Here is a 24554-nt window from a genome sequence, read left to right as displayed (position 1 = left end):
GCCATAACGACACCCGAAAGTGCGGCATTCCACGCTCACAAAAGACTCGGGCGGCGATCTTACGGCCACTCATCCACGAAATCGTCGAGATCACGGTCCGTCCGCCGATAGAGCCAACGCGTGCCGTCAAAGCGCCGCCATGTCTGCCCCACTATCGACGTGTAGCGCCCATCGACAGTCTTGCGAGGCCAGAAGGGGGCAGCGCATTTATGCCAGAGGAACTGGTCCGCCCCTGGTCTCGAACCGAGAAGCACGAACCAGAAAAAACGGCCGCGGACACCTGCAGTGCGCGCGACACGCCCGATTTTGGAATGGATGCCCAAGATTGCCACCCGACCGAAAAGAACATCGATAGATCTCGATAATTCGGCGAATCCGGACACGTCAAGGACGCGCCTGACAAACATCAAGAAATCGAGGTGGAAACATTTGAAAATGGTGAGAGCGCAGGGATTCGAACCCTGGACCTACTGATTAAAAGTCAGTCTTTTATGCAATGTTTTTTAACCACATAGAAACAAACCGTCTCCAAGATCGTACATCTGAAATCAATTGCTTACAGTTCATTCGCAAACCAAAAAAGGCGACCTGTTTCTCAGTCGCATTTCAGTATGGTTACATCGCCGGTTGTGTCAATCTGCTTTTTTGCGCTCTTGGAAGTTCTCTAACTTCGTCATTGCCTGCTCAGCTAACTCAGCCTTGCCACCCAGATAGTGCGCATCAAGAATAGTCTCAACGTCGCGCAAGCTGTGTCCCGTGATAGACGCGATTTGCGGGATGGAGCAGCCGGCGATTGCCAGTCTTGTTACGGCCGTGCCGCGCAGATCGTGGAACGTGAGATCCTCTTCGATGTTAGCTTTCTTCATTGCACGCTGCCATGCGGTGTCGAATCCATCTGACGTCCACGGCGTGCCATTCGAACTCGTCAGCAACGTGGCCGCCGTGACCTCAGTGTTGTATTCTGCTTGGCGCTTGCTTAATTCGTCGAGAGCATCGCGTAGTTGTTTGATGGCAGGTACTTTCACTCGAGCGCCACGCTTCCCCTGCTTCACCTTGATTGACTTACCATCGTAGTCAGTTTTCGGAGCCTTCAACAGGTCGCTTTTGCGCTGTCCAGTACAAAGCCCCATTATTACGCCAGCCTTCATCTCGATGCTCAGTTCAGCCAATATCCGATCAAGAAGAGGGTCGGTCCAAATCTTATCCGCACGATCCGACTCATAAAGTCGCCCGCCTTTCTCAGCGATGTTGATTTTCAGCTTACCGCGGTCTTTTCCGAATGAGAGCAGCCTCGCGAGTGTAGTCCAGGCATAATCGGCCGTGCGCGGTTTGTCGGCCATGGTGTCCCGCCACTTCTTCAACTCACCTCGATAGCGAGGGTCATCCAGCATAAAAAAAGGCGTTTTGCCGAACTTGTCGCGGATCTTGTCAATGTAGCGATCATATTCCTTACGGGTTTTCTCTGCGAGACCAGTGAAATCCGTTGATCCGCGATACTCGGCAATGATTGCGTTGAGAGTCTCAGTAGGGTCGATGTGCCGATCCTTCGTGGCTTCCGCGAAAGCTTTCACAATCATTGGATCGCCCGGCTGCATGGGCTCGCCGCTCTTGGTCTTGAGCAATGGCCCGCCGCGCCAAGCGTAGCAGTAATAGATTGTCTTGCCACTCGCGAGGATCTTTTTGACCTTCATGAGCCCCTTGAGCTTAGCTCGCATTTTCCCTCATCCACTTCTCATATGGATCTTCGTTGTCATTGGCCGCCAAGCCACTCAATTCGTCAAGGCGAGCGTCGATCGCCTTCATGTCCCATCTTCTGGTCCCGGCGACCGGCTGCGGCATCTTGTGTGTTGCCACCCACATTGAAAACGTAGATTCGGCTATGCCGAGATAGTTCGCCGCTTCTCTTCTGCCGATGAGACGGGGCCTGTTATCATTCGCCGGTGACATGCTCATTCCGCCTTCTCCTTCAGGCTGCGGATGGCGGCGGCGTAGTAGAGGCCGTCGCGGTTGCCATCTTGGCGCGGCGAAAGTGTTTTCCCGCCGCTTGTGTCCATGATGCAGTTCGCGTCAATGATCTCCGCCGCTTCCTCCAGCGCCGCATTCCTAGCCTCTGTCAGTTCGCGGCGGAGGCGGGTGATCTCGTCGGCTGCGCTGTGCAGAAGACGATGCGGCCAAGGGATTGTCGCCGCCGGGTGGCCATTGCACGCTTCGTTGAGCTGTTCCACGATGTCCGTCATCAGTTCCCATCCTTCCACGCGCGGGCGGCGCGACCGGCGAAATATGCCGAGACGCACTGCTCGGAATTGATGAGCGGTTCCGAAGTCGTCATGTCGCCATTATCGTTGAAAACGGCATTGGATAGAGGCAACAGGGCGCTCGTCTGCTGCTCCATCACCCGTTCCGCCTCTGCCAGCCGGAGTTCAAGGGCGGCGATGCGGGCTTCGGCGGCTTCGGCGCGAGTGCGGATTTTGGCTATGTTTGCCCAGAACTGATCAGATGTGTCGCAATTGAATTTCCGAACTGTTGCGGCAACTTCCGCCTGTAGTTTTTCGCGTGCTTCTTTTTCAGCCCAGTACTTTTTAGCCCAAGCGTCTGCTTCGGCCGCGCGGTCGTTGGCACGGCCCTCCAGTTCAGCCACATACTCGCGCACTTCCTGCCATGCGGAGGAGTGGGGAGAGGCCGAGAGCATCGCTTCCATCGCGTCTCTAGCCGTTGGCCATTCGGGGTCGTTGCCCCACGCGTCCATATTGTCAAAAGCGTTGGACATTTCCGGCGTCGGCTCCACCGGCACCACGGCCACGTCGTCACGGTCAAGGATGGTGGGGCGGGTCATGGCGTTGGCTCCTTGGTGATGGCACGTAGGCGCGCAATGGCGGGCTCGACGTGCCCATTCCAGTCTCTGATTAAGTCGTCCGTGTCGTCGTCAAGGTTTATGTCGTATAGGCGATCAAGCAAAAATTCGACATCCGGCAACCATCGCTCCCGTTCCTCGATCCTTCCGCGCTCTTCCCCACCGCCTTCCAGCGCGGAGAGGATGCGCGTTTCGTAGTCGGATTGGGCGGCGGACTTGGCTGCTTCGATCGTCGCGAAGTTTTTACGACCGTCAGTCGTCTGCAACGGCATGCCATTGTTGCGGCTGACCGACCAGCCACCACTCCAAGCGTCAACAATGCGGAACACACCAACGGCAGACATAGCTTCTGAGCCGCCATAGCTATTCTTGTCCCATTTCAGCGGCTTGACCTTGACGGCGGCGGGCTGCGGCGCGGCGTAGAGGGGGATAAATTTAAAGCTACCGCAACTTCTATTATTCGGAACCATCGATGCCACATCATAGCAAGACAGCTCTTTTTCGAAATCAGCGTGAACATATCCAACCGGATCCGACATGGCGGCAAACGCTGCCGTGAGCGCGGCCTCCATTGACGCCAGAAAGTCAGGCCAGCCACTCGGCGGGTACGCGAAGTATTCGCTGCCGCTCATGCTATTGCTGCCGCCACGCTCATTCGCTGCCAAATGTATGCGGTTAATATTGTCCTTGCATGCTGCTTTGGCAGCAGCCTCTATCGCTTCCTTCGGGATCATAGGTCCGCATCCTCCCACGTTTCAGCAAACCTGCAGTTCTCGGGCATGCCGTCGAACATGGGCCGTATCTGCGGTCGCTTATATCCTGCGAGGCCGCACCCGATCGGCGTGATGTAGAATGTCCAATCAGGATTCGAGCGAGCGAACTCCTTGAACCGCTCGACGTATCCGCTGATTTCTTCGAGTGGCAGAGTTTCTATTTTCCATCCCTTTGTCGGAATGCCATAGGACCGGCCCTGAATGCCGATACCGCGACCGTAAATAGCTCCATGATGCAGAACAGCGAAGCGGGCAGCGCCCGCTCCGTGGATGCCCGCAAGGTTGGAGCCGAACACGAATATGTCGGTTACCTTGCTTGTCATGTCACGCCACCTTCCGCCGCTGGCTGTTGTCGTTGACGTGGCGCGGCTTTGTGCCGCTTGCTGCGCGAAGTGCCTGGCTGATCGCCAGGCTTCGACGATTGCGTCTCCGCTCGTGCCAGCCGGCGACCGCTGCAAGCACCTTGCTCGTGTTGGTGTCGGCTGTGAGATTGGCTATCACCTCGAGGCTGTCATGCTGCCTTGTCGGCATGAAGTCGGCGTGGAATTGCTCGGCAAGTCTTCTCGCTTCGTGAGGCCTCATTCTGACACCTCCTCGAACTCACCGGCAGTTGTCAGTCGATAGCGCTTGCCAGCCTCGATCCCGTTTTCACCGACCATGGAAGAACGCACTGCGATGAGCTTAGGAGGCCAGACACTTTCGTCGTATGCGGCAAGGCTGATGGCGCTGCCAGCCACGGCCGATGCAGTTCCAAAGCGACCGGCAGAGTGAGCGATCGAATTGTCGCCGTTCACTTCGGAGTGGGCACCGTAGCCAGCCGTGGAGGAGTGGGCACCCTCGCCAGCCGTGGAGGAGTGGGCACCCTCGCCAGCCGTGGAGGAGTGGGCACGGGTGCCAGCCGTGGAGGAGTGGGCACCCTCGCCAGCCGTGGAGGAGTGGGCACCCTCGCCAGCCGTGGAGGAGTGGGCACCGTAGCCAGCCGTGGAGGAGTGGGCACGGGTGCCAGCCGTGGAGGAGTGGGCACCCTCGCCAGCCGTGGAGGAGTGGGCACGGGTGCCAGCCGTGGAGGAGTGGGCACGGGTGCCAGCCGTGGAGGAGTGGGCACCCTCGCCAGCCGTGGAGGAGTGGGCACCGTAGCCAGCCGTTACGTTCGTATCGAGGCTTGCCTTCACGAGACCGGCTACATAGGCAACGGCCTTCCTGGCCATGTCGCCAAGAGACAGTTCGAAATCGATGGTCAATTTGCCGGAAGCAATTTTTGTATCGCCACCGTGTTCACGATCGATGTCGCCACTCGCCGTCACCTGTGCAAAACGGCTCACATTGGGCTCGTAGTACGTCCAAGTGTCGAGCGGATGCTCACACGAATGGAAGCCTCCAGACGCGCACCTGACGACAGCACCTTCATGCTCGTAGGTTTTCCCGACTTCATACTGAAAGTCGCGGCAGGTCCAATCCTTGTTGAACCCCTTGTATGTGGTCAGCGAAGTGGTAGCGGCAGACTCGACGGCAGCCGTCTTCGTGGCTCTTCTGGCCATGATGATCTCCTCAAGTTGTGGTGTGGTGGTGGTCTGTCGTTCAGCGGACGGAGCTAAGTGCAGCGTCGGCCCAGTAGACGAATGAGATTATGAAGCTTCCGGCGGCCAAGGCGTCGAGCAAATCATGCGCAATATCACGCATCAGGCCGTTTCCTGCACTGCCGCTTCGAACTTGGCGACGCGGCTATACACCTCGAAAGGCTCCCCCGTGAGGTCTCGAAGACGCTTAGCCTCAGTCGATGCAGACTCGGCGCTCGCATGTTCGAACGGCCACTGGTTAGGATGAATGCGACCGTGGGAACCGCGCTTGAAAACAAAGTGCCCCCCACCGATGCGTTCCGCCTTGCGTGAAGACGGCATCGGGCGAGGGTGCTTTTTGGACTTGTGGTCGGCTTTGCGCATAGGCTCGACCGAGCCGGCTGCATTGGAAGGGGTGTAGTCGAAGTCGTCTGCGGTGGGCTGGTATCTCATAATAGGTCTCCTCTGTGGTGATCGCCGTGGTGGGGCGGTTCCCGGCAGATCGGCTGGTGGATACCCACAAGCTTCTTCGTGCCGTTGAGGAAAAGATTGCAATAATCGCACCTATAGTCAATAGGTGTTGTTATAAAAAATATGCATCCCTATTGTTTTGAAAATGCACCCCACTGACGCATCATCTCTGAGTACGCGGATGAGGCTCCAGTCAGCGTGGTGGTCTCGTTGTACAGGTTACAATAAGGCCACCCGCGATTTTTTTCCCGAATCAGCCTACTGCCGTTTACGACGGAGGAGATCTGTTCACTATTGGATAGTTGATCAATCCTCTTCCCATCAACCGATACACGCAGAGTCTTGCCAACTCCGCATACATTCTCGTCGACAGCAAGATTGCGCACGAGGCGGGCACCTGAGCTGTTGACCTCAAATATCGTTGCAACGCCGATCGGCAGTCCGTCTGCGGTTGAAGCAAAGTATGAAACCATGGACCAGCATTTAGCCCGCTCGATCAATTTGCCATATGGGTCGATTTGATCTGGCTGACATCCGACCTTCCATTCATCGGGTGCCTTTTGCTTCATCGGATCTGAAACGTGTGAAGGCGTGCATCCTGCTATTGCAAACAACACCGCAACTGCGCGCCAAACCGAAGCCATTTGATTACATCCGGGTGATGCGGCCTTTAACTCGGCCGATAATGTGCGCTTCCTCTGTGGTCACTTCGTACGGAGGATAAGACGGATTGCGACTAGAAAGTCGAAGACGTGGCGGATCACTGTTCCGCACCACCTCGACGAGCTTGATAACGAGGCCAAGTCCATCGAACACGGCGAATGGACCTGGGGGGCTGGGGCGAATGTCTCGGCTATCAATGATCACTCGATCGCCAGGAAGAAGTGAGCCGGGAGCGTTTGAATTTTCCGGATCATATCCGCTGTCGCCAACGACCTCGGCGACAATCGCTCCGCTGGCGCTTACCTTCAACTCATAATTCAGAAAGGCAGATGGCATTTCCCATACGCCGTCGCGAAATGCGTCCTCCTGAATAGAAACACCATTGTCTATGGAAACAAGTGCGGACGAATCGACTCCGCCACCGCCGGCGCCTGCTCGGGTATCAAGTTCTCGAAGGGCAACGGTGTTTGTATTTCCTCCGATAAGCCTGACATTTTCCGCCTTGATTATCCCGTGTGCCTCGGCCGCTTCCAAGAGAGACATCAGGTTGTCTCCCTTGATCTCCCCACCCAGAGTCCACGCCCTATAGGTTGGCTGAGACACGCCAACTACCTTGGCTGCCTTAGTTGGGTTGCCGATTTTCTCGGCCAGAGCGATGGCGATATCTTTATACTTCATAGGAGCACTTATGACACATAGGTGGCGATCGTCAAAATAGTTGCACCTATTGATGTTGACATTCAATAGGTATGCGTATAAACCATCAATCACCGGCGGCGAACCGGAGCCCACAAAGAGGCGACAGGCCAAGCAAGAGCCAAAGACAAGGAGACGACAAATGCGGCAATCGATTTGTGAATATAGAAGAAGAACGATTTCAGCGCGCAGTGATTTCCCAAGACAGACCGAACAGCAGGGCGGTCGCAGAAGAGTAGAGCCGGCCTAGTGCCGGCTTTTCCTTTTAGTAGGAGCACCTGCTCCAAAACCAAAAACGGGGCGTTGTGGCCCGGCACCACCCGCAAGCCCGCCCCGTTTAGCTGCCGACATCAACGCCCCACCACAGAGCTCCGTCGGCTGCAGAGGAGACCATCTGACGATGGCCACACCAAACACGTAGTCCCGAGGTGGACTGGTGTCAACGTTCTGCCCCAAGCGCCCTTGCGCACGCCCGATGTGAACAGCAGGTTCACATCACCCTGACACCACCAGGGTCACTGGCGAAAGCCAGCACCAAAGAGGAGTACCATGAGACAAAAGGTTATTGATGAGCGCACCATCGCGTTGATGGGAGAGCTCAAGCGCGAAGGCGCAAGTTACAGACAGATCGCCGATCGTTTTGCGGTCGGATTACCAACGGTTTTTTACGCATTCAACGGCCGCAAGCCGCCACGTCCGGCGAACGACAACCACCCAGACCGCGTAACTCGCATGGTCGCTGCCAACGGTGGATGCTCTACTACGTCCGGCATGGTTCCCGTCACGCTCGTGCGCGTGCCGACCGTCGACGGACCCTATGAGGTGGCAGCATGAGCAACACCTGCAATTGCGGTTCCTTTCACGAAGGCGACTGGGTCGAGTGCAAGCTGAACACCGACCTGTTCGGCATCGTGGTCGGCGATTCCGACTATGGCCGGTTCATCAATGTGCAGCTCGCCGTCACGCTTGAAATCAAGCGATTCCACGTCATGACGCTCCGGCACATGGAAGACGACACCGCGCCTCCTCCGAAAACGGATGCCGACGAGCCGGAAACGAACGTTATCCACGTGGATTTCACTATTGCGCGTGACCTGCGCAACACTCAGCCGGCGGGGAGGGCCTAATATGACGAATTACAAATTCAAGGCTGGTGATCGGGTGCGTTACAAAGACGCCCATGTCGCGGGCCATGGCACTATTCACGATCAAGACGACGACAACCTTTTTCTTGTCGAGGTGGAAAAGAAAGATCGCTATTGGGCCTATTTTGTCAATGAAACTTGCCGCCAGTTCATAGATCGTGACCTCACCCTTATTACCAACGCATACTCCCCATCCACCGGCGCGTTTGTTCGTCTCACCGCAGACAACGAGATGTGGGGCAAGGCCGGCGATATCGGCAAGGTCGTGAAGATCGAAGAGGAGGGAGCGCGCATCGAGTTCGTGAACCATGTTCACGGCGGCGGATCGTGGATCGTACCCACTTCCAAGCTGGAGGCTTGGGAGCCGAAGGTTGGTGAACGTGTGCGCGTTACCTACAATACCATCTGGGCCGGCGAGGGGATTGTTGCTGACATCAGCAACGAAATCATTGTTGTTAAGATGGGTTCGGGGTCTCGATCTGGAGAAGGTGGCGGCTTCAACATCCACGAGCTTGAGCCGGTTGCCGGACCGGCACCAGCAAAGGCCAGCAACGACAATGCGGGGCCTGCCGAACCGAAGTTCAAAGTTGGTGATCGGGTGCGTGCGCTGAAGTCCAGCTTCGGCGGCAACGTGTCGGCCGGAGAGGTCTACTCGGTGACCGAAGTAACTAACTACGGCATTCTATTCATCAACAAGTATGGCCGAAAGGACGGATGGAACGCGGAGAATTTCGAACTCGTAACCGCAGCACCCACCACACCCTCCATCGTCGCTCTGATCGAAAACGGCCAGCAAAAGCCCGCAATCCGTCCGAAGGTCCACCCCGATGAGGCTTCCGCGACCACGGAAGCGGAGCGTCTCGCGCTCGCGCATCCGGGCCAGCAGTTCGGCGTCTTCATTCTCGCGGATAGCAAGATCGCGGATCTCGTAGACGTGCCGACGGCCGTCCTCCGCGCCGCCTAAAACACCAAACCCACCACGACAGCAACAGCCGTGCGGCTCACCACCGCACGGCGAGAGGAGACCTATGTCCAGACATAAGACAAGTTCCATCAACGCATACGCCACGAGTTTTACCCGTAACGGAAAGCTTAACATGACGAACCGCAAGCCTTTCCGCACACCGGCACAGAAAGCGGAAGCGCGCCGCACCGCGGACAAGGTCAACGGCACTTATGTCTCACCGGCACCGGTGAGCTACCACCGCCAGGCAAAGCAGCAGGTGGCCGCATGAGCAATATCTTTACCGATCTCGCCACCCGTGAACACGATAACGACACCAAACTTGGCATGCCGTCTACTAGCCTTGAACATCATATCAGGCGTCTGACGCTGATGGAGAGGCTCGCAGGGGGCAAAGGCTGGCGCGTGCCGGCTCGCGAACCGAAGAAAGACGCTCAGGGTCTGACGCGTGGAGACCGCAAACGGGCTTTGCGTGAACGTACCTTCGCTCACCTTCGGATCGCCGCATGACCAAATCCCCATGGACCATCACCGGAACGCCGCTCGATTACGTGCCAATCGACGCGCCCATTATCCACACTACAGCGGACATTCCGGAGCGGCCTAGCCGGCTCTGGGGATACATCTACGCCTTCGGTGCTTTTGCCGTAGGCATCCTGATTGGCGCCATATTCGCCTAACCACCACAAAGAGGAGACCACATGGCTATCTCATGGGACAAACTCGAGGACACGTCCGATACCGATCCGCCAATCGTGACGCTCTACGGCGGCGCGAAACTCGGAAAAACCACGCTCGCATCGGAGTTCCCCGCACCCTACTACTGCCGCACCGGCGAAGGCGAGAGACAGTCCGCCGGCACACCGATGAAGTCATTTGGCGTGTCCGAGACCTATCAGGACGTCATCGACCAGATGGACTACATGCTTCAGGCCGAACATGACCGACGGTCCTTCGTGCTCGACGCGCTCGATGGTCTAGAGATCATGATTCATACGGAGGCCTGCGCTCGTAACAACTGGCCTGACATCGAGGCACCGGGATACGGTCGCGGCTATCAGGCTGCGCAGATGATCTGGCACGAGTTCATCAACAAGGCGCTCGAGCTCAAAAAGGCAGGCATCTATGTCGTGCTGATTGCCCACGTCAAAGCCAAGACCGTGCCGGGCGTCACCACCGACAGCTATCCGCGCTACATGCTCAACCTTCGCGACGATGCTGGGAGCGCAATCTGCGATGCGTCCGACCTTATCGGATTCCTGCATCAGCCAGTGTCGATCAAAAAGGAAGACCTCGGCTTCAAGAAAACTGCCAACCGCGGGCAGGGCGGTGGTGACGTGTCTATCGCTGTCCAGGAGCGGCCGGGCTTCATCGCCGGCAACCGCTATCAGATCACCAAGCCGACACTGCCGTTCAAACTGGGCAAGGGATTTGCGGCGCTTAATGCGTACTTCCCGCCGCAACCGGACGTGAAGACAGAGACCGTTGAGGAAGAGGAGGAAGCTACCTGATGTTTAGCGGCGGCAACTGGTTTGCATGGTTCCCCGTGCGCGTTCGGACCAAACGCGGCGAGCGATGGGCTTGGCTCGAAAACGTCTGGCGTGATCGCACTGTCACGGCCTATGGCGCCGGCCCTTACCGTTACTACGCCTAACCACCACACCACAGAAGGAGACTAGCGTGGCCAAAATTGGTTTTGATTATGAGGTGGACTTTGAAAACACCGACAAACAGGGCGGCGGCATTCTGCCGAACATGTATGCCAAGATCTGGGCGGAATCCATCGAACTGAAGGAGACCAACGACAGCAAGGGTCATCAGGCAGAGATCACGTTCGAAGTGCAGGAGCCGGAAGCCTACAAGGGCAAGAAGTTCTGGGCCTACTGGACCATTGTCCACGCCGACGGATTCAACTTCGGCCAATACAAGTACGGCAAACCAATGTTCGACCGTCTGGCACGCGCAGTCGACGTCAATGTCACCGGCGATACAGATACTGATGAGTTGCTGTTCAAGCCTTTCGTCGTCGAGATCGAGGTGCAGGAAGGCGGCCCGAAAAACGACGGCAGCGGCACCAACTACAAGGACAAGAACCAGATCGCGAAGTTCTTCTTCGAAGACAGCGCAGCGAAGGAGCCGGTTCCGGAACTCGGGCTGATCGGTGATGGCACGGCCAAACGCCCTCCGTTCGGTGGTGGCAAGGCAAGACCGGCAGCCGCGAACGATAACCGTCCTGCGTCTCAGGCTGCTGGCAGGCCGGCCAGCGCGGCCACCGGCGGCGTCGCCAAAAAGAACCCGTGGAGTAAGTGATGGGTTGGGCTTCTGGTAGCTCCGTCATGAGCAATGTCATTGCAGGCGTAAAGCCTGTGGTGGCGGACAAAGAGGATAGAAAGAAGATCTATCTCCCGATCATTGAAGCGCTGGAAGAATCGGACTGGGACACGCAGGACGAATGCATGGGTGAGGATGAGGCATACGACGAAGCCATCACCGAACTCCATCCAAACTGGTTCGGCTAACCACACATGCGAGCCGCCTCACCAGCGGCTCGCCTTTCCACCATCACCACAAGAGGAGACCATTATGCAGCTGACCATCAGCCGCACCGAACTCGCGCGCGTCGTTGGCGCCGTGGGCAAGGTAATCGAAGCCAGAAACACTATTCCAATCCTGTCGAACCTGCTGCTTGAGGCCGATGGCGGTGCGCTCAAAGTCACCGGCACGGATCTCGACATCCAGGCAACGGCATCTGCAACAGCAGACGTAACCAAGGCCGGCACGACGACGGTCAGCGCCAAGCTGCTCGGCGATATCGTGCGCAAGGCGGCAGGCGACACAATCTCGATCGAGATCAAGGACAGCCGGCTGAACGTGAAGGCCGGACGATCGAATTTCAAGCTCGAAACCCTGCCGGCGGGTGACTATCCGGATCTCGCCGTCGGCACTTACGTAGCTGAATTCGACATCGATCTTGCAGCGCTGTTCGCGCCAGTGGCGTTCGCTATCTCGACAGAAGAGACGCGGTTTTATCTCAATGGCGTCTACTTCCATGTCGTCGACGGCACCGCAGTGGCAGTGGCAACCGACGGCCACCGCCTCGCACGCAACCGTGGCCCCGCCGTTCCGGATTTCGCTGGCATTATCGTCGGACGAAAGACAGTCGGACTACTGCCAAAGGGCAGCGTGCACGTGTCTGTTTCTGATGCGAAGATCCGCATCCAGCATGCCGATATCACGCTGACCGCAAAACTGATCGACGGCACGTTCCCTGACTATGTCCGTGTCATCCCGCGTGAAAACGACAAGGCAGTGACAATCAATCGCGATGAGATGATGAAGGCGGCGGATCGCGTCACATCCGTGTCGACTGAGCGTGGCCGTGCCGTGAAGTTCAGCCTAGCGCCAGGCGGAATTTCGCTCGCTGTTCGCTCTGACGTCGGCGAGGCGCAGGACGAAGTCGCCGCTGATTACGCCGGAGAGCCTTTCGACATTGGCTTCAACGCCAATTACGTCCGAGAAGTTTTCTCCGTGCTTCCTGCAGGTGAAGTCACTCTGCATCTGCGTGACGGAAGTGCGCCAGCGCTTATCACGGGCGGCCTCGAAGGATGGGATGGGGTTCTGATGCCCATGCGCGTCTAATGACCACTTCAGAAACGAAAGGCGGGCTGTGGCGGCCCGCCAACGCAACCGAAGGCAACGACTTCGAGCATAACTGGTGCCGACACTGCGTCAATCGCGACGGCGCAGGCGACTGGGAAGATGAGTTCGGCAACGACATCGACGGATCGTGCGTCATAGCTGAGGCGATGTTTTGGTCGCCAAAGTTCCAGCCGCCGGAACTTGTCATGCGCCACGACATGCCTTGGTGTCTGGCATTTCGCCAGGAACCGACGCGGCCGGCGCGATGCCTTTTCACACAGGAGATGAGCCTTGGCTCCCATCCCCAAGCCGCAATCTAGCACGCTCCTCGCGATCCAAACGGCACTGGAAACCGGACACAACGACTGGGAATCGGTCGGCGTTCCGGCCGGTGACATTGGCGTCGAGTGTGACCGCGCTATCTGGCTGGCCTTCCGCCGCGCGTCTACGCCTGAGTTCATCGACTGGCGGAAGCGCCGGATTTTTGAGCGAGGCAATATCGAGGAAGAGCGTCTTCTCGAAATGCTTCGTCTCGTTGGTTGCGAGGTCTGGGGAGAACAGGACCGCGTGCGCGCTGCCGGTGGCCATCTTCGTGGCAAGATCGACGGCAGGGCGATTGGAATCCTCGAAGCCCCAAAGACAGAGCACATCGTTGAATGCAAATCCGCCAAGCATGAGATTTTCGTCAAGGTCAAGAAACATGGCGTTAAGGTCGGAAAGCCGGAGCACTACGCCACGATGCAGTTCTACATGCACGGCCTTGGCGTCGATCGCGCCTTCTACATGATGAGCAACAAGAATGATGAGGACGTGCATCTCGAGCGCGTCGAATACGACGTTGAATTCGCGATACGTGCCGTCGCCCGGATCGAACGCATCATCAACATGCCAGAGCCGCCGATCCGCCTATGCAAGAAGCGCGATGATTTCCGCGGCCAGTTTTGCCGGCAGGCTGCCGTCTGCTGGGGCGAAGAGATGCCACGGGCGCACTGCCGGACTTGCATCCATTCGACACCACTCATGACCGGCAACGCAGCATGGGACTGCGCACGGTGGCAGCAGCCGCTGTCTCTCAATGAGCAAGCCGAGGGCTGTCCAGCCCATCTTTTTATTCCCGCCACTCTGGCAGGACTCGATATGGTTGCCGCCAACCAGGCGGCGGAGACAATCACCTACCGTCGACCAGACGGCGAACTTTGGATTGATGGCGCCACCACCGCCTGATCACCACCACAGAGGAGACTAAAATGGCAACAAACCGTCCAGCGTATTTCGACGCGCGCCTTCTGTCCTATCGCCCCATGCTGGTCAGGATGGCAACCAGATTTGCAGAACCCGCAGACAGGGAAGACCTCGTTCAAAGCGCGTTTGCCCGCGCCATGGAAAAGTGGACCGACTGCCGCGAAGGTTTTGCGGTATGGCTCCGTTACATCATGCTTGCCGAGATCCAGAATTACCGGGCCGGCCGGCGTCCCGTCTCTAGCGCACCCGCAAATGACAACGTGCCGGCTACGCAAGATATCATCTTGGAAGCCAAGCAAGCACTGGGCAGGTGTCGCCACCCAGAAATCATGATCGAGATCGGAATGGGATCCAGCATGCAGGAAATCGCAGAATCCTGCGGCCTTACCAAGCAAGCCATAAGCTTAAAGGTGATAGCCGATCGGAAACGGCTGAATAGTCGCCGTCGCCGGAAGGCGGCGTGATGCTTGAACTACGATATTACCAGCGCGCCGCGCTCGACAAGCTCTATGAATATTGGGCAGAGGGTGGTGGGAATGCATTGATCGTGCTTCCTACCGGGTGCCATGCTGCCGGAACGAAAATTCTCATGCACAACGGATCAACCAAATCGGTCGAACTGGTTGCCGCCAACGATAACGTGATGGGGCCGGATAGCCGTCCCAGGCGCGTCATCCGCACCATCACCGGATCAGAGATGATGTATCGCATCACCCCGAAGAGGGGTGAGCCATTCGTCGTGAATGAAAACCATATGCTGAGCCTCAAGGCCACGAACGAGGGTGTGAAGTCTCTTAAGTACCCAAATTCGTACCGTTCCGGTGGGGAGGTCGTAAATCTAAGCGTCGGCGAGTACCTATCCAAATCGAAAAGCTGGAAGCATCTGCACAAGCTGTGGCGCACAGGTGTCGACTTCGGTGTTCCGGCCAACGATAACATTCCCGTTCCGGCTTACGTCGTTGGCGCCATGCTTGGCGACGGCAGCCTCACCAATACTATTGCGATGCACGGTATGGACGAGGAAGTCCTGTCTGAGGTCACCAACTTCGCCGAAACACTCGGCGTTGGGATTCGTGTTGCGCAGAAGCTAGGCAATCGAGCGAAGATGGTGTTCTTCCCAGATGAAGAATCCAATCGATCGAAAAAAAACCGATTTGCCGCCGCCCTGGAAGCTGCTGGCATACGTGGCATGTCGTGCGGTGAAAAGCGTATTCCACGCCTGTACAAAACTGGTAGCCGACATGTCCGGCTCGAAGTGTTGGCGGGTCTGCTCGATACGGACGGGCATCTGTCGAATGGGTATTTCGACTTCATTTCGAGGTCGAAGCACCTGTCGAGTGATGTGGCATTCGTCGCCCGCAGTCTGGGCCTCGCTGCCTATGTTCGCGAGTGTAAGAAGAAGTCCCAGACGGGCTACGAGGGCACGTACTGGCGGGTATCCATCTCTGGCGACGTCGAAATCATTCCTTGCCGCCTGAGTCGAAAACAGGCCTCGCCACGTTTGCAGGTGAAAAATCCGATGGTGACCGGCTTCACGGTTGAGCCAGTCGGTGTTGGTACTTTCTATGGTTTCGAGTTGGATGGAGACCACCTCTATCTAACCGACGATTTCACTGTTCACCACAACAGCGGAAAGGCTCTGCTTATCGCCAAGCTGATCGAGGAACTGCTTGCCGACTTCCCGTCGATGCGCATCCTCAACATTACGCATGATGCACGGCTGGTCGAGCAGAACTTCAAGGAGTTCATCGGCCTGTCGCCGTTCGCACCGGCGGGCATCTATTCGGCCGGACTTAATCGGCGCGATGCGCACGCACAGGTTCTGTTCTGTGGCATCCAGTCGGTCTGGAACAAGGTCGAGCAACTCGGCAGTATCGACCTTATCATCGTCGACGAAGCGCACGGCATCAGTCGCAACGCCAACACGCAGTACGGAAAGTTCTTCCGGTCGGTGCGTGAGCACAATCCGGATAGCCGCACCTGCGGCACGACAGCGACAGATTACCGTATGGATTCGGGCCGCCTGACTGACGCGCTCGACGATGACGACATCGTTGATCCGATTACAGGGGAAACAGTCAAGTTCAAGCTGTTCGACGATGTCGTCTACGAGATCGGCATTGGCGAGCTTATCGAGCAGGGGTATCTCACGCGCCTGACCAGTCAGAGAACTGCAGCGAAGATCGACCTCAAGGGCATTGGCACGCGCGGCGGCGATTACATCCCTGGGCAGGTTTCTGAGGCAGCTGAGCGGATCATTGAAGAGGCGATTGCTGAAGACATGGCTCTTTCGGAGGGGAGGCGGGCTGGCCTGTTCTTCTCTACCAGCAAGGAGAACGCAAACCACATAGCAGAGGCAATTAGGCGCTATGGGCGGACTTGCGCCGTGCTGACGAGCGACAATGCACACCAGACGAAGGAGATCTTCGAGGGCTTCAAAGCCGGAAAATATTGGGCAATCTCGTCGGTCAGCATGATTACCACCGGTACCAACTTTCCATGGGTGGACTTCATATCTTTGATCCTGTCGACCAAATCGGCCGGAAAGCTGGTGCAGATCCTCGGCCGTGGCACGCGCAATTTTCCCGGCAAGACAGATTGCCTCGTAGCCGACCACGGCAAGAACCTTGCCTACCACGGGCCAATTGACCAGATCCGTCCGCGCGAGCCAGGCAAGGGTCTTGGTGACCAGCCTAAGAAACTATGCCCGCAGGACAAACCTGACGTTCAAGGTAAGTGTGGATGCGGGGAGCTGATCGCCATTTCCATCATGGAGTGTCAATGCTGTGGCTACATCTTCCCGCCGAACGAGGAAGAAAAAATCACCGCCAAGGCTGACCTGACTCCGGTGCTCTCGACGGAAAAGCCATGGCATGAGGTGTCTTCGCGAAGCTTTTTCCACCATCCTGGCAAGGATGGAAAGCCAGATTCCGTCAAGGTTTCATACCTTGTTGGGATGAAGTCCATTAACGAGTGGGTGTGTTGCGCCCACTCCGGATTCCCTAAATCCAAGGCGAATCGCTGGTGGATGATGCACGGCGGAAAGACACCATATCCGAACGACGTGATGGAGTTCCTCGGACGGCAGCACGAGCTGATGGACACAACAGAGGTACAACTCGATTACGGGCGCAATCCCAAGTACCCCGATGTCGTTGCGCATCGCGTCGCTCCGGCCAACGACAACCGACCAGCACCGGCCAATGACAATTCCGGATGGGGCGTCGATCTGGATGATGAAGTGCCGTTCTGACGGTTGACGTCGACCAATGTGAACGCCGTTGTCATGAACAAGACCACCACACCACAAGAGGAGACACTATGACCAGATCAGCAGCTGTATCTGAATTCGACCCATTCGCTATCGCCGGCCATAATGGCGGGCCTCCGCTCGACGACGCGTCAGCGAACGATAACCAGCCGCAGTACATCACCATCTTCACCGAGATCGATGACCTCTATGATGAGGCAAAGAACTGGGCCGACGGCGAGGCTATTGCAAGTCAGGAAATGCACGACGCTATCGAGAAGCTCTATAACGGACTGCACGAGGCTGGCAAAAAGGCCGACGATCTGCGCAAAGCCGATAAGAAGCCGCTCGACGACAAGATTGACGAGATCCAGAAACTCTACAACCCCTACATCCAGCCCAAGAAGGGCAAGGTCGATCTAGCCAAGTCGTCGCTCGGCACATTGCTTGCCGCTTGGCGCAAGAAGGTCGCCGATGAGAAGGCTGCGGAAGCGGCAGCCAAGGCAGCAGAGGCCGCCGAGGCTAAGCGCCTTGCAGAGGAGGCCATTCGCTCGTCATCAGGCAACCTTGCCGCTCGCGAGGAAGCAGAGGAACTACTGGACGACGCGAAAAAGTTGGAACGCGGCGCCAAGCGTGCAGACAAGGCCGCAACGACCTGGACGGGGTTGAGGTCTGTGTGGGTCACTACACTAGTGGATGAGGAAGCTGCCATAGAGTGGGCCTGGGGCGTCGACAGTGACGCATTCCGCAGACTGTCCTTATCGCTCGCCGAGGAGAAGGTGCGCGGCGGTGCGCGCGAGTTGCCGGGGTTCTCGATCGTTGAAGACAAGGTGGCTCGCTAGTATCCGATCGTCTGGAGAAACAAGGCTATCGCAGACAATGCAGCCGAAGCTGCGCTCACTGCTCCAGCGTTTGCGTTTATCTTGCCAGTCTTATCCAGATATCTTTTGAGATCGTTCTGATTAAACGCCGACCGGCCCTCGATCACTACTGAGCTCTTTGACTCTTCCATCTTAACTAGTGTCGACAGTACCCAAAGGTAACTAGAAATGGCCCATCCAAGAGCAGAGAAGAACCCGACCGCAGTGCTTAATAGCATAATAAACTCCAATAAAAAAACTCAGCCCTAGATAGCATAAACTGGTTATCGCAGCATTAAGCGAAGCGCGCCACCACCGCGCAAAGCACCACAAGAGGAGACTATATGAACATCCACGTTGCGCCGAAGGCGCAGGCGGACGCGTATGCCGCGTTCTTGGCCAGGAAGGCGATACTTGATCCGCCGACAGGCCTGACGGACGTGCCGGATTTGCCGGCAGTCCTATTCCCATTCCAGCGCGATATCGTCACATGGGCGCTAAAGCGTGGCCGGGCTGCACTGTTCGCAGGCACTGGCCTCGGCAAGAGCTTCATGGAGCTTGCATGGGGGCAGGCGGTCAACAAGTCGACACAGGGCGACGTCCTGCACTTCGCTCCGCTCGCGGTTGCGGCACAGATGGTGCGCGAGGCTGAGAAGTTCGGCATCCCGGCGCGCCATGTTCGCACGCAAGACGAATGCGGGGTCGGTCACAACTTTTATTCTCCAGAAGTCAACGTCACCAACTACCAGAAGATTGACGCATTCGACCTGACGCAGTTCTCTGGCGTCATTCTGGACGAGAGCAGCATTCTGAAGTCGGAGACCGGCCACTACCGCAATGAACTTGTCGATGCGTGCCACGGCATCCCGTTCCGTCTCGCTGCGACCGCCACACCAGCGCCGAACGACTTCATGGAGCTTGGCAACCACGCCGAGTTTCTCGGCATCATGTCCTATTCTGACATGCTCGCCACATTCTTCACCCATGACGGCGGAGAGACGCAGAAGTGGCGATTGAAGGGCCATGCCGAGAACGACTTCTGGCGCTGGATGGCATCGTGGGCCGTCATGCTGCGCAAGCCGTCTGACCTTGGATATGACGATGGCGCCTACGAGCTACCGGCTCTACATCAAATTCACCACACGGTGACAGCGCCCGTCGCGGTCGGTGATCTTGTCGGTGGCCGGGCTTCTACGCTGCAAGAGCGCATCAAGGCCCGCCGAGAGAGCGTCGATGACCGCGTGGCTTTCGCCGCTGCGATGACGCCGATCGATCGGCCGTTCGTCTGGTGGTGCAACCTCAATGCGGAAAGCGAGGCGCTCACGAAGGCAATTCCCGACGCCGTCGAAGTTCGCGGCTCTGACAAGGAAGACGTGAAGGAGCGCAAGCTCATCGATTTCAGCGAAGGCCGCATCCGAGTTCTCGTCACCAAACCGTCGATCGCAGGATTTGGCATGAACTGGCAGCACTGCGCCGATACGGGCTTTGTCGGCCTCAACGATAGCTTTGAGCAGATCTATCAGGCGGTGCGTCGCTTCTACCGCTTCGGCCAGCAAAACGAGGTCACAGCGCATTTCATCGCAGCCGAGACAGAGGGCGCTGTCGTGGCCAACCTCAAGCGCAAAGAGGCGGACGCCGACCGCATGGCGGCAGCGATGGTGCTGCACACCGCGAACATCACCAAACAGGCAATCAACGCTCAGGCCCGAGAGAATGCCAGCTACGATCCGAAAATCCCGATGCAGATCCCGACATGGCTAGGAGGTGCCGCATAATGACCAACGCTCAGAACACCGCGGCAGTGACCGCCGACATCAACGCCGTGAACCAGGTCATCACCGACAACTATGCCATCTATGAAGGTGACTCGTGCGAGCTGATCCGCGCCGTACCGGGTGACAGCGTGCACTTTGGCATCCACTCGCCGCCTTTCGAGGGCCTCTACAAGTTTTCGAGCTTCGACCGTGACATCAGCAACAATGAGGGCGGCGCGTTCTGGGAGCACTATGCGTTCCTGATCCAGGAGCTTCTGCGCGTGACGAAGCCGGGCCGTATCCACTCAGTTCACTGCATGCAGCTGCCGACCAGCAAGAGACGCAACGGTTTCATTGGCATGCGCGACTTCCGTGGCGAGATCATCCGGGCATACGAAGACGCAGGCTGGATCTTCCATTCCGAGGTTTGCATCTGGAAAGACCCAGTCGTCGCCCAGCAGCGCACCAAGTCCATCCGCCTTCTGCACAAGCAGATCACCAAGGACAGCTGCATCAGCGGCCAGGGCCTCGCCGACTACATCGTGTCGTTCCGCAAGCCGGGCGACAATCCGGAGCCAGTCGATGGGATGTTCGATTGCTGGGTCGGCGACGAGAGCCTCGACATCAGCCGTGAAGCCTATAATCGCCACGCTGCGGAAACCATCGCTGACGGCCGCACGCCGTGGAGCTTCGAGCAGTGGCGTTCAGTCTTTGTCTGGCAGCGATATGCGTCTCCGGTGTGGAGCGACATCCGCCAAACCCGCACGTTGCAATATCGCTCGGCACGCGACGAGCAGGATGAACAGCACATTTCGCCGCTACAACTGGATGTAATTGAGCGGTGCATCGACCTGTGGAGCTTGCCGGGCGAGACTGTCCTGACACCGTTCCTCGGCATCGGCAGCGAGGTATATTCGGCCGTCGAGATGGGGCGGCGCGGAGTAGGGTTTGAGCTCAAGCCGTCATACTTCCGTCAGGCTGCCAAAAACATCGCGTCGCTCGGCACGAAAGAGCAGCCGGTGGCGGATCTGTTCTCGGCAGCCAACGACAATGAGTCGGCGCGGGCGGCCGCATGACCCGACTCCCAACAGGCAAGCCCGTCCTACCCATCACGCCAACGGTCGATGAGAACTACAACCCAACCACCTGCAAGGCATGCGGGAGGATCGCCATCGGCATCGGCCGAAGTGGCCCACGTGACAAAGACCCGGGTTACCTTTGCAAAGGATGCATCGTGGCAGTTTCTGATTTGTCGAAGATGGACCGCCTTTCGGTCTACGAACTCAAGGCTCTGGACTCTGGCGTTGAGGCCGTCGGCGAGTACATCGGCGAGCACGGCGTAACCAACTTGCTGGATTTCGATGACCTGATGCAGCGCATGCTCGTGAAGGCAGCTTGGGAAGGGTGCATCCGTGGGGTGCGGGAAGCCTTGAAGGATGCGCCGTTTTGACCCGGCCCATGAAGGTGCTCGTCGCCTGTGAGTTTTCCGGAACGGTTCGCAATGCATTCCTCGATCAGGGGCACGATGCTTGGTCTTGTGACCTTCTGCCGAGCGAGGATGGCAGCAATCGTCACATTCAGGGTGACGCTCGCGATCTGCTGAATGATGGGTGGGATCTGCTTATGGTAGCTCACCCTCCATGCACCCGCCTCTGTAACTCAGGTGTCCGGTGGCTTACGTCGCCACCTCCTGGCAAGACCTTGACGCAGATATGGGCGGAACTTGATGAAGGCGTGGCGCTATTCTCAGCATTCTGGAATGCGCCCATAGAACGGATCGCGATTGAAAACCCAGTAATGCACAAATACGCGAAGGCCCGCATCGAAAACTACCGTGAGTTCGCGCAAAGCGTACAGCCATGGCAGTTCGGGCATCCGGAGACGAAAAGGACGTGCCTTTGGCTTAAAAACCTGCCGAAGCTTGAACCGACAAATATTGTCGACGGTCGAGAGGCGCGCGTTCACCGCGCACCACCTGGGCCGGATCGTTGGCGTGAGCGCTCCCGTTTCTTCTCCGGGATCGCAGAAGCGATGGCCGACCAGTGGCCTCGATCGTTCTTCGGCGGTCTGCCGCAGTACGCGAATGACAATCAGGAGACCATCATTGCCGACGCAGCTTGATCTCGCCCTATCCTACGTCTACCGCGGCATCCCGGTCTTTCCATGCCGGGCGGCCGATGAGATATCCGACCAATACGATCCCGAGACTGGCGAGTTCATCGTGCTCAAAGCCAAGACTCCTCTGCGATCGAATGGCTTCAAGGGCGCGACCGTCAATAGCGGTCTCGTCGAGCGCATGTGGGGCAACTACCCCACTGCCATGGTCGGTATCCCCACCGGCGAGCAGCTTGGGGCATGGGTACTAGATGTCGACGTCCACAAAGATGAAAATGGCAATGTCATCAATGGCTACGAGACTCTTGCTGCCTTAGAAGATAAAAACGGCTCGCTGCCTGACACCGCCCGCGCCAAGACGGCAGGCGGCGGCACGCACTACTATTTCAAGCACGTTCCATCTGTCCGCAATCGTGGCGGTCTTGGCGCAGGCTTGGATGTACGCGGATCCGGCGGATATGTGATTGCGCCGGGCAGTGTGACCGGCGATGGCCGTGAATATCTATGGGTGGACTTCGACGACGAAGGCATGCCGGAAATTCTCGACGCGCCTGAATGGCTGTTGGAATTGGTCACACCTCCGCCCGCGACTTCCGGTCCTGTGGGCTATAGCTATGAGCCTGGCAGCAACGACGCCTACATCGAAGCTCTAATCAAGGCGGAACTCGACGAGACGGCAGCTGTGCCCATGGGTGGCGGCCGCAATAATCGCCTCAACCAAGCTTCTTACGCTCTCGGAACGGTCGTTGGCGCTGGAGCCCTCCGCGAGGGTGATGCCCGTGCAATGCTGCAGGACGTTGCACGGGCATGGGGTAGGGATTGGACACAGTGCTGTAAGACAATCGACAACGGATTGAAAGCAGGCATAGCAAACCCGCGCGTCATTCCGGAGCGTATGGTCCGTGACAGTACGCCGTCGATTGATGCCGAGCGCATGGTAGCGAACACACTTGCCAAGCGCGAACAGCCAGCTCCAGAACCCATCATCGAAGATGACGAACTGCCCGAGTACAAGCTCGAGGCGGTGCGCGAACTTGAGGATTTGACCTATCCTGGCGGACTGGTAGAGGATCTCATCGACTGGATCGTATCGTCAGCCGAGCAGCCGAGCCGGCCTTTGGCTCTTGCTGCCGTTCTTCCATTCGTAGCCTCGCTCTGCGGCCCCCGGTACTCAACCACCAGCCGCGACACGCGCCCCAACATCTACACTGTCGCCCTCGCTGAATCGGGTTTCGGCAAGGATCACGCGCGCTCGCAGATCAAGCGGCTGCTGATGTCGGATCACGGCATATTCGAGAAATTCAGCGGCCCGGCACGCATCATGTCTGCATCAGCACTCCGCGAGGTTCTCGAAGCCAATCAGTCCGTTAACTGCCAGATAGACGAGTTCGGCGGCTTCATCCGAGACATCACCGACCGTAAGGCCGGCGGTCACCAACGTGCCATCTCAACCGACCTGCGCGATTATTACTCCGCGAGTTCGACCTTCTTCGAGGGCGCGGCCTACCGAGGCACACCGCCGAAGCGGATCTACAATCCAATCCTCTGCGTCCACGGCACATCGACGCCGGAACAGTTCTGGTCGGCGCTGTCCTCAGCGAGTGCGGAAGACGGCTTGCTGCCGCGCCTGATCCTGTTTCACGTCAAGGGTGAAAAGCCGGCAGCAGTGAAGCCGCAGAAAACCGTGCGTGACGTTCCGTATCTGCTTATGGAGCGCATGGCGGTGGTCGCCGGTATCGATGTAGCTCAGAAGCGCGGAAACCTCGCTAAGGCGGGCTACACGTCCGATTCCACATCCAAGGAGTTTAAGCCGTATGTTATCCCATGGACGCCGGATGCCGAGGCGGTGCTGCGGTCTGTCAAGGAAGCCTTGGAGGTTGAGGAAAGGCGGGTGGAGGCCGAGGCGCAGCCGTTCGTCCGGCGCATCGTAGAGAACGCCATAAAGCTTGCAATCGTCGTTGCGGTCGGTCGAGATCCGGTCGAGCCAGTCATTACCGAGGAGATATTCGAGTGGGCGGCTGCATCAGCATGGACGTGCGCCGCAGCCATGCTGGCGGAGGTCAGTGAGCGCCTGGCGGATAATCAGCGTGAGGCGAATTACAAGAAGATCGAAAGTCTCATCCGCAAAGCGAAGGGCGGCATCCCGGAAGGCAGACTTGCAGATAGATGCAAGGCCATCGACGGGTGGCAGCGCGAGGAGATCCTTAAAGACCTGTCTAAAACTGGACGCGTGGAGTTGATCGAGGAGAAGACCAAGGGACGGCCAAGGCGGCGGTTGATATGGGTAGGATAATCAGGGCGCAGAAATGCGCCCTTTTTTTTCGCTTTGATCAAGGTTGGCTTTTCGAACCACCTCAGCGACGTTGAGCGGCATGAAGCCTCTACCAAGCGGTGACTTTGAAGCCAGAAGGACGAGCGCCCAATAAGCAGCGTTCATGTGAATTTGGCGGACGGGCGTCGTGCCGGCCTCCAAGTTCTCGTAAGTGCGCAGGGGCACGCCCATGGCGCGGGCAAACTCTGGCTTGGTGAGGTTCGCTCCCGTGCGAAGATCCTTCAGTGTGTCTTCCATTGAAAC

General features: G+C 57.7%; 32 protein-coding genes. 20 read left to right on the top strand and 12 right to left on the bottom strand.

Features of this window, described 5'->3' with window-relative positions; all coding sequences use genetic code 11:
• Positions 1 to 632 precede the first annotated feature (632 nt).
• From H4I99_RS14910 to H4I99_RS14860, 11 genes are all read right to left on the bottom strand, one after another.
• On the bottom strand, positions 633 to 1715 hold the full coding sequence (locus H4I99_RS14910; protein WP_163898996.1) for a tyrosine-type recombinase/integrase: 1083 nt from the start codon (positions 1713 to 1715) through the stop codon (positions 633 to 635).
• Entirely contained in the window at positions 1705 to 1953 is a 249-nt protein-coding gene (locus H4I99_RS14905; RefSeq protein WP_244625092.1) for a helix-turn-helix transcriptional regulator, read from the bottom strand. Before H4I99_RS14905 ends, H4I99_RS14910 begins: the two co-directional genes overlap by 11 nt.
• Complete coding sequence (locus H4I99_RS14900; RefSeq protein WP_163898992.1) at positions 1950 to 2237, bottom strand: hypothetical protein; 288 nt, start codon at positions 2235 to 2237, stop codon at positions 1950 to 1952. Before H4I99_RS14900 ends, H4I99_RS14905 begins: the two co-directional genes overlap by 4 nt.
• Complete coding sequence (locus H4I99_RS14895; RefSeq protein WP_163898989.1) at positions 2237 to 2833, bottom strand: hypothetical protein; 597 nt, start codon at positions 2831 to 2833, stop codon at positions 2237 to 2239. The genes H4I99_RS14900 and H4I99_RS14895 overlap by 1 nt, the downstream gene beginning before the upstream one ends.
• The gene (locus H4I99_RS14890; RefSeq protein WP_163898987.1) at positions 2830 to 3585 is read right to left on the bottom strand and encodes a hypothetical protein; all 756 of its coding nucleotides are present in this window, start codon (positions 3583 to 3585) and stop codon (positions 2830 to 2832) included. Before H4I99_RS14890 ends, H4I99_RS14895 begins: the two co-directional genes overlap by 4 nt.
• A complete protein-coding gene (locus tag H4I99_RS14885) occupies positions 3582 to 3947 on the bottom strand; it encodes an A1S_2505 family phage non-structural protein (protein ID WP_163898984.1) in 366 nt (121 codons plus the stop codon). The genes H4I99_RS14890 and H4I99_RS14885 overlap by 4 nt, the downstream gene beginning before the upstream one ends.
• Position 3948: 1 nt before the next feature.
• Complete coding sequence (locus H4I99_RS14880; protein WP_163898979.1) at positions 3949 to 4206, bottom strand: hypothetical protein; 258 nt, start codon at positions 4204 to 4206, stop codon at positions 3949 to 3951.
• Positions 4203 to 5162, bottom strand: a complete 960-nt coding sequence (locus H4I99_RS14875; RefSeq protein ID WP_164490803.1) for a DUF7666 domain-containing protein — start codon at positions 5160 to 5162, stop codon at positions 4203 to 4205. The genes H4I99_RS14880 and H4I99_RS14875 overlap by 4 nt, the downstream gene beginning before the upstream one ends.
• Positions 5163 to 5303: 141 nt before the next feature.
• Positions 5304 to 5633 carry a hypothetical protein gene (locus tag H4I99_RS14870; RefSeq protein WP_244625091.1) on the bottom strand — a complete coding sequence of 110 codons (330 nt, stop codon included), beginning with the start codon at positions 5631 to 5633 and terminating at the stop codon, positions 5304 to 5306.
• Positions 5634 to 5782: 149 nt separating this feature from the next.
• A complete protein-coding gene (locus H4I99_RS14865) occupies positions 5783 to 6295 on the bottom strand; it encodes a hypothetical protein (protein ID WP_163898974.1) in 513 nt (170 codons plus the stop codon).
• 4 nt (positions 6296 to 6299) lie between these two features.
• Entirely contained in the window at positions 6300 to 6992 is a 693-nt protein-coding gene (locus H4I99_RS14860) for a S24 family peptidase (RefSeq protein WP_163898971.1), read from the bottom strand.
• Between the two features lie 567 nt (positions 6993 to 7559).
• Here H4I99_RS14860 and H4I99_RS14855 point away from each other — a divergent pair.
• The 20 genes from H4I99_RS14855 to H4I99_RS14760 all read left to right on the top strand — a co-directional run bounded on the left by H4I99_RS14855 (position 7560) and on the right by H4I99_RS14760 (position 24272).
• Complete coding sequence (locus H4I99_RS14855; RefSeq protein ID WP_163898968.1) at positions 7560 to 7844, top strand: helix-turn-helix domain-containing protein; 285 nt, start codon at positions 7560 to 7562, stop codon at positions 7842 to 7844.
• Positions 7841 to 8137 carry a hypothetical protein gene (locus H4I99_RS14850; protein ID WP_163898966.1) on the top strand — a complete coding sequence of 99 codons (297 nt, stop codon included), beginning with the start codon at positions 7841 to 7843 and terminating at the stop codon, positions 8135 to 8137. The genes H4I99_RS14855 and H4I99_RS14850 overlap by 4 nt, the downstream gene beginning before the upstream one ends.
• Before the next feature lies 1 nt (position 8138).
• Positions 8139 to 9119, top strand: a complete 981-nt coding sequence (locus H4I99_RS14845; RefSeq protein WP_163898963.1) for a hypothetical protein — start codon at positions 8139 to 8141, stop codon at positions 9117 to 9119.
• Between the two features lie 133 nt (positions 9120 to 9252).
• Complete coding sequence (locus H4I99_RS14840; protein WP_163898960.1) at positions 9253 to 9390, top strand: hypothetical protein; 138 nt, start codon at positions 9253 to 9255, stop codon at positions 9388 to 9390.
• The gene (locus H4I99_RS14835; protein ID WP_163898957.1) at positions 9387 to 9629 is read left to right on the top strand and encodes a hypothetical protein; all 243 of its coding nucleotides are present in this window, start codon (positions 9387 to 9389) and stop codon (positions 9627 to 9629) included. Before H4I99_RS14840 ends, H4I99_RS14835 begins: the two co-directional genes overlap by 4 nt.
• Entirely contained in the window at positions 9626 to 9799 is a 174-nt protein-coding gene (locus H4I99_RS14830; RefSeq protein ID WP_163898954.1) for a hypothetical protein, read from the top strand. The genes H4I99_RS14835 and H4I99_RS14830 overlap by 4 nt, the downstream gene beginning before the upstream one ends.
• Positions 9800 to 9820: 21 nt before the next feature.
• Complete coding sequence (locus tag H4I99_RS14825; RefSeq protein WP_163898951.1) at positions 9821 to 10630, top strand: ATP-binding protein; 810 nt, start codon at positions 9821 to 9823, stop codon at positions 10628 to 10630.
• Positions 10630 to 10773 (top strand): hypothetical protein, encoded by a 144-nt coding sequence (locus tag H4I99_RS14820; protein WP_163898948.1) that lies wholly within the window; start codon positions 10630 to 10632, stop codon positions 10771 to 10773. Before H4I99_RS14825 ends, H4I99_RS14820 begins: the two co-directional genes overlap by 1 nt.
• 26 nt (positions 10774 to 10799) lie before the next feature.
• Complete coding sequence (locus H4I99_RS14815) at positions 10800 to 11429, top strand: hypothetical protein (protein WP_163898945.1); 630 nt, start codon at positions 10800 to 10802, stop codon at positions 11427 to 11429.
• A gap of 26 nt (positions 11430 to 11455) precedes the next feature.
• Positions 11456 to 11638, top strand: a complete 183-nt coding sequence (locus H4I99_RS14810) for a hypothetical protein (protein ID WP_163898942.1) — start codon at positions 11456 to 11458, stop codon at positions 11636 to 11638.
• Between the two features lie 64 nt (positions 11639 to 11702).
• Complete coding sequence (gene dnaN, locus H4I99_RS14805; RefSeq protein ID WP_163898939.1) at positions 11703 to 12758, top strand: DNA polymerase III subunit beta; 1056 nt, start codon at positions 11703 to 11705, stop codon at positions 12756 to 12758.
• A 291-nt stretch (positions 12759 to 13049) separates the two neighbouring features.
• Positions 13050 to 13982, top strand: a complete 933-nt coding sequence (locus tag H4I99_RS14800; protein WP_163898936.1) for an oxidoreductase — start codon at positions 13050 to 13052, stop codon at positions 13980 to 13982.
• A gap of 23 nt (positions 13983 to 14005) precedes the next feature.
• A complete protein-coding gene (locus tag H4I99_RS14795) occupies positions 14006 to 14464 on the top strand; it encodes a sigma-70 family RNA polymerase sigma factor (protein WP_163898934.1) in 459 nt (152 codons plus the stop codon).
• Positions 14464 to 17253: a Hint domain-containing homing endonuclease gene (locus H4I99_RS14790; protein ID WP_244625106.1), complete on the top strand. Its 2790-nt coding sequence runs from the start codon at positions 14464 to 14466 to the stop codon at positions 17251 to 17253. Before H4I99_RS14795 ends, H4I99_RS14790 begins: the two co-directional genes overlap by 1 nt.
• A gap of 68 nt (positions 17254 to 17321) precedes the next feature.
• Positions 17322 to 18092, top strand: coding sequence for a hypothetical protein (locus H4I99_RS14785; protein ID WP_163898928.1), 771 nt, complete (start codon positions 17322 to 17324; stop codon positions 18090 to 18092).
• A 362-nt stretch (positions 18093 to 18454) separates the two neighbouring features.
• On the top strand, positions 18455 to 19885 hold the full coding sequence (locus tag H4I99_RS14780) for a DEAD/DEAH box helicase family protein (RefSeq protein WP_163898925.1): 1431 nt from the start codon (positions 18455 to 18457) through the stop codon (positions 19883 to 19885).
• Complete coding sequence (locus H4I99_RS14775) at positions 19885 to 20940, top strand: DNA-methyltransferase (protein ID WP_163898922.1); 1056 nt, start codon at positions 19885 to 19887, stop codon at positions 20938 to 20940. The genes H4I99_RS14780 and H4I99_RS14775 overlap by 1 nt, the downstream gene beginning before the upstream one ends.
• 158 nt (positions 20941 to 21098) lie before the next feature.
• Complete coding sequence (locus tag H4I99_RS24510) at positions 21099 to 21314, top strand: DUF6511 domain-containing protein (protein ID WP_244625089.1); 216 nt, start codon at positions 21099 to 21101, stop codon at positions 21312 to 21314.
• Between the two features lie 8 nt (positions 21315 to 21322).
• Complete coding sequence (locus H4I99_RS14765; protein ID WP_244625087.1) at positions 21323 to 21985, top strand: hypothetical protein; 663 nt, start codon at positions 21323 to 21325, stop codon at positions 21983 to 21985.
• Positions 21969 to 24272: a bifunctional DNA primase/polymerase gene (locus H4I99_RS14760; RefSeq protein WP_163898916.1), complete on the top strand. Its 2304-nt coding sequence runs from the start codon at positions 21969 to 21971 to the stop codon at positions 24270 to 24272. Before H4I99_RS14765 ends, H4I99_RS14760 begins: the two co-directional genes overlap by 17 nt.
• On the opposite strand, the gene H4I99_RS14755 is transcribed toward H4I99_RS14760, so the two are convergent.
• Positions 24273 to 24548 (bottom strand): helix-turn-helix domain-containing protein, encoded by a 276-nt coding sequence (locus H4I99_RS14755; protein ID WP_163898913.1) that lies wholly within the window; start codon positions 24546 to 24548, stop codon positions 24273 to 24275.
• Between the last annotated feature and the right edge of the window lie 6 nt (positions 24549 to 24554).

This window comes from Paenirhizobium daejeonense (assembly GCF_014280875.1).
GTDB lineage: Bacteria > Pseudomonadota > Alphaproteobacteria > Rhizobiales > Rhizobiaceae > Allorhizobium > Allorhizobium daejeonense.
This window is presented reverse-complemented; position numbering and strand designations above follow the sequence as displayed.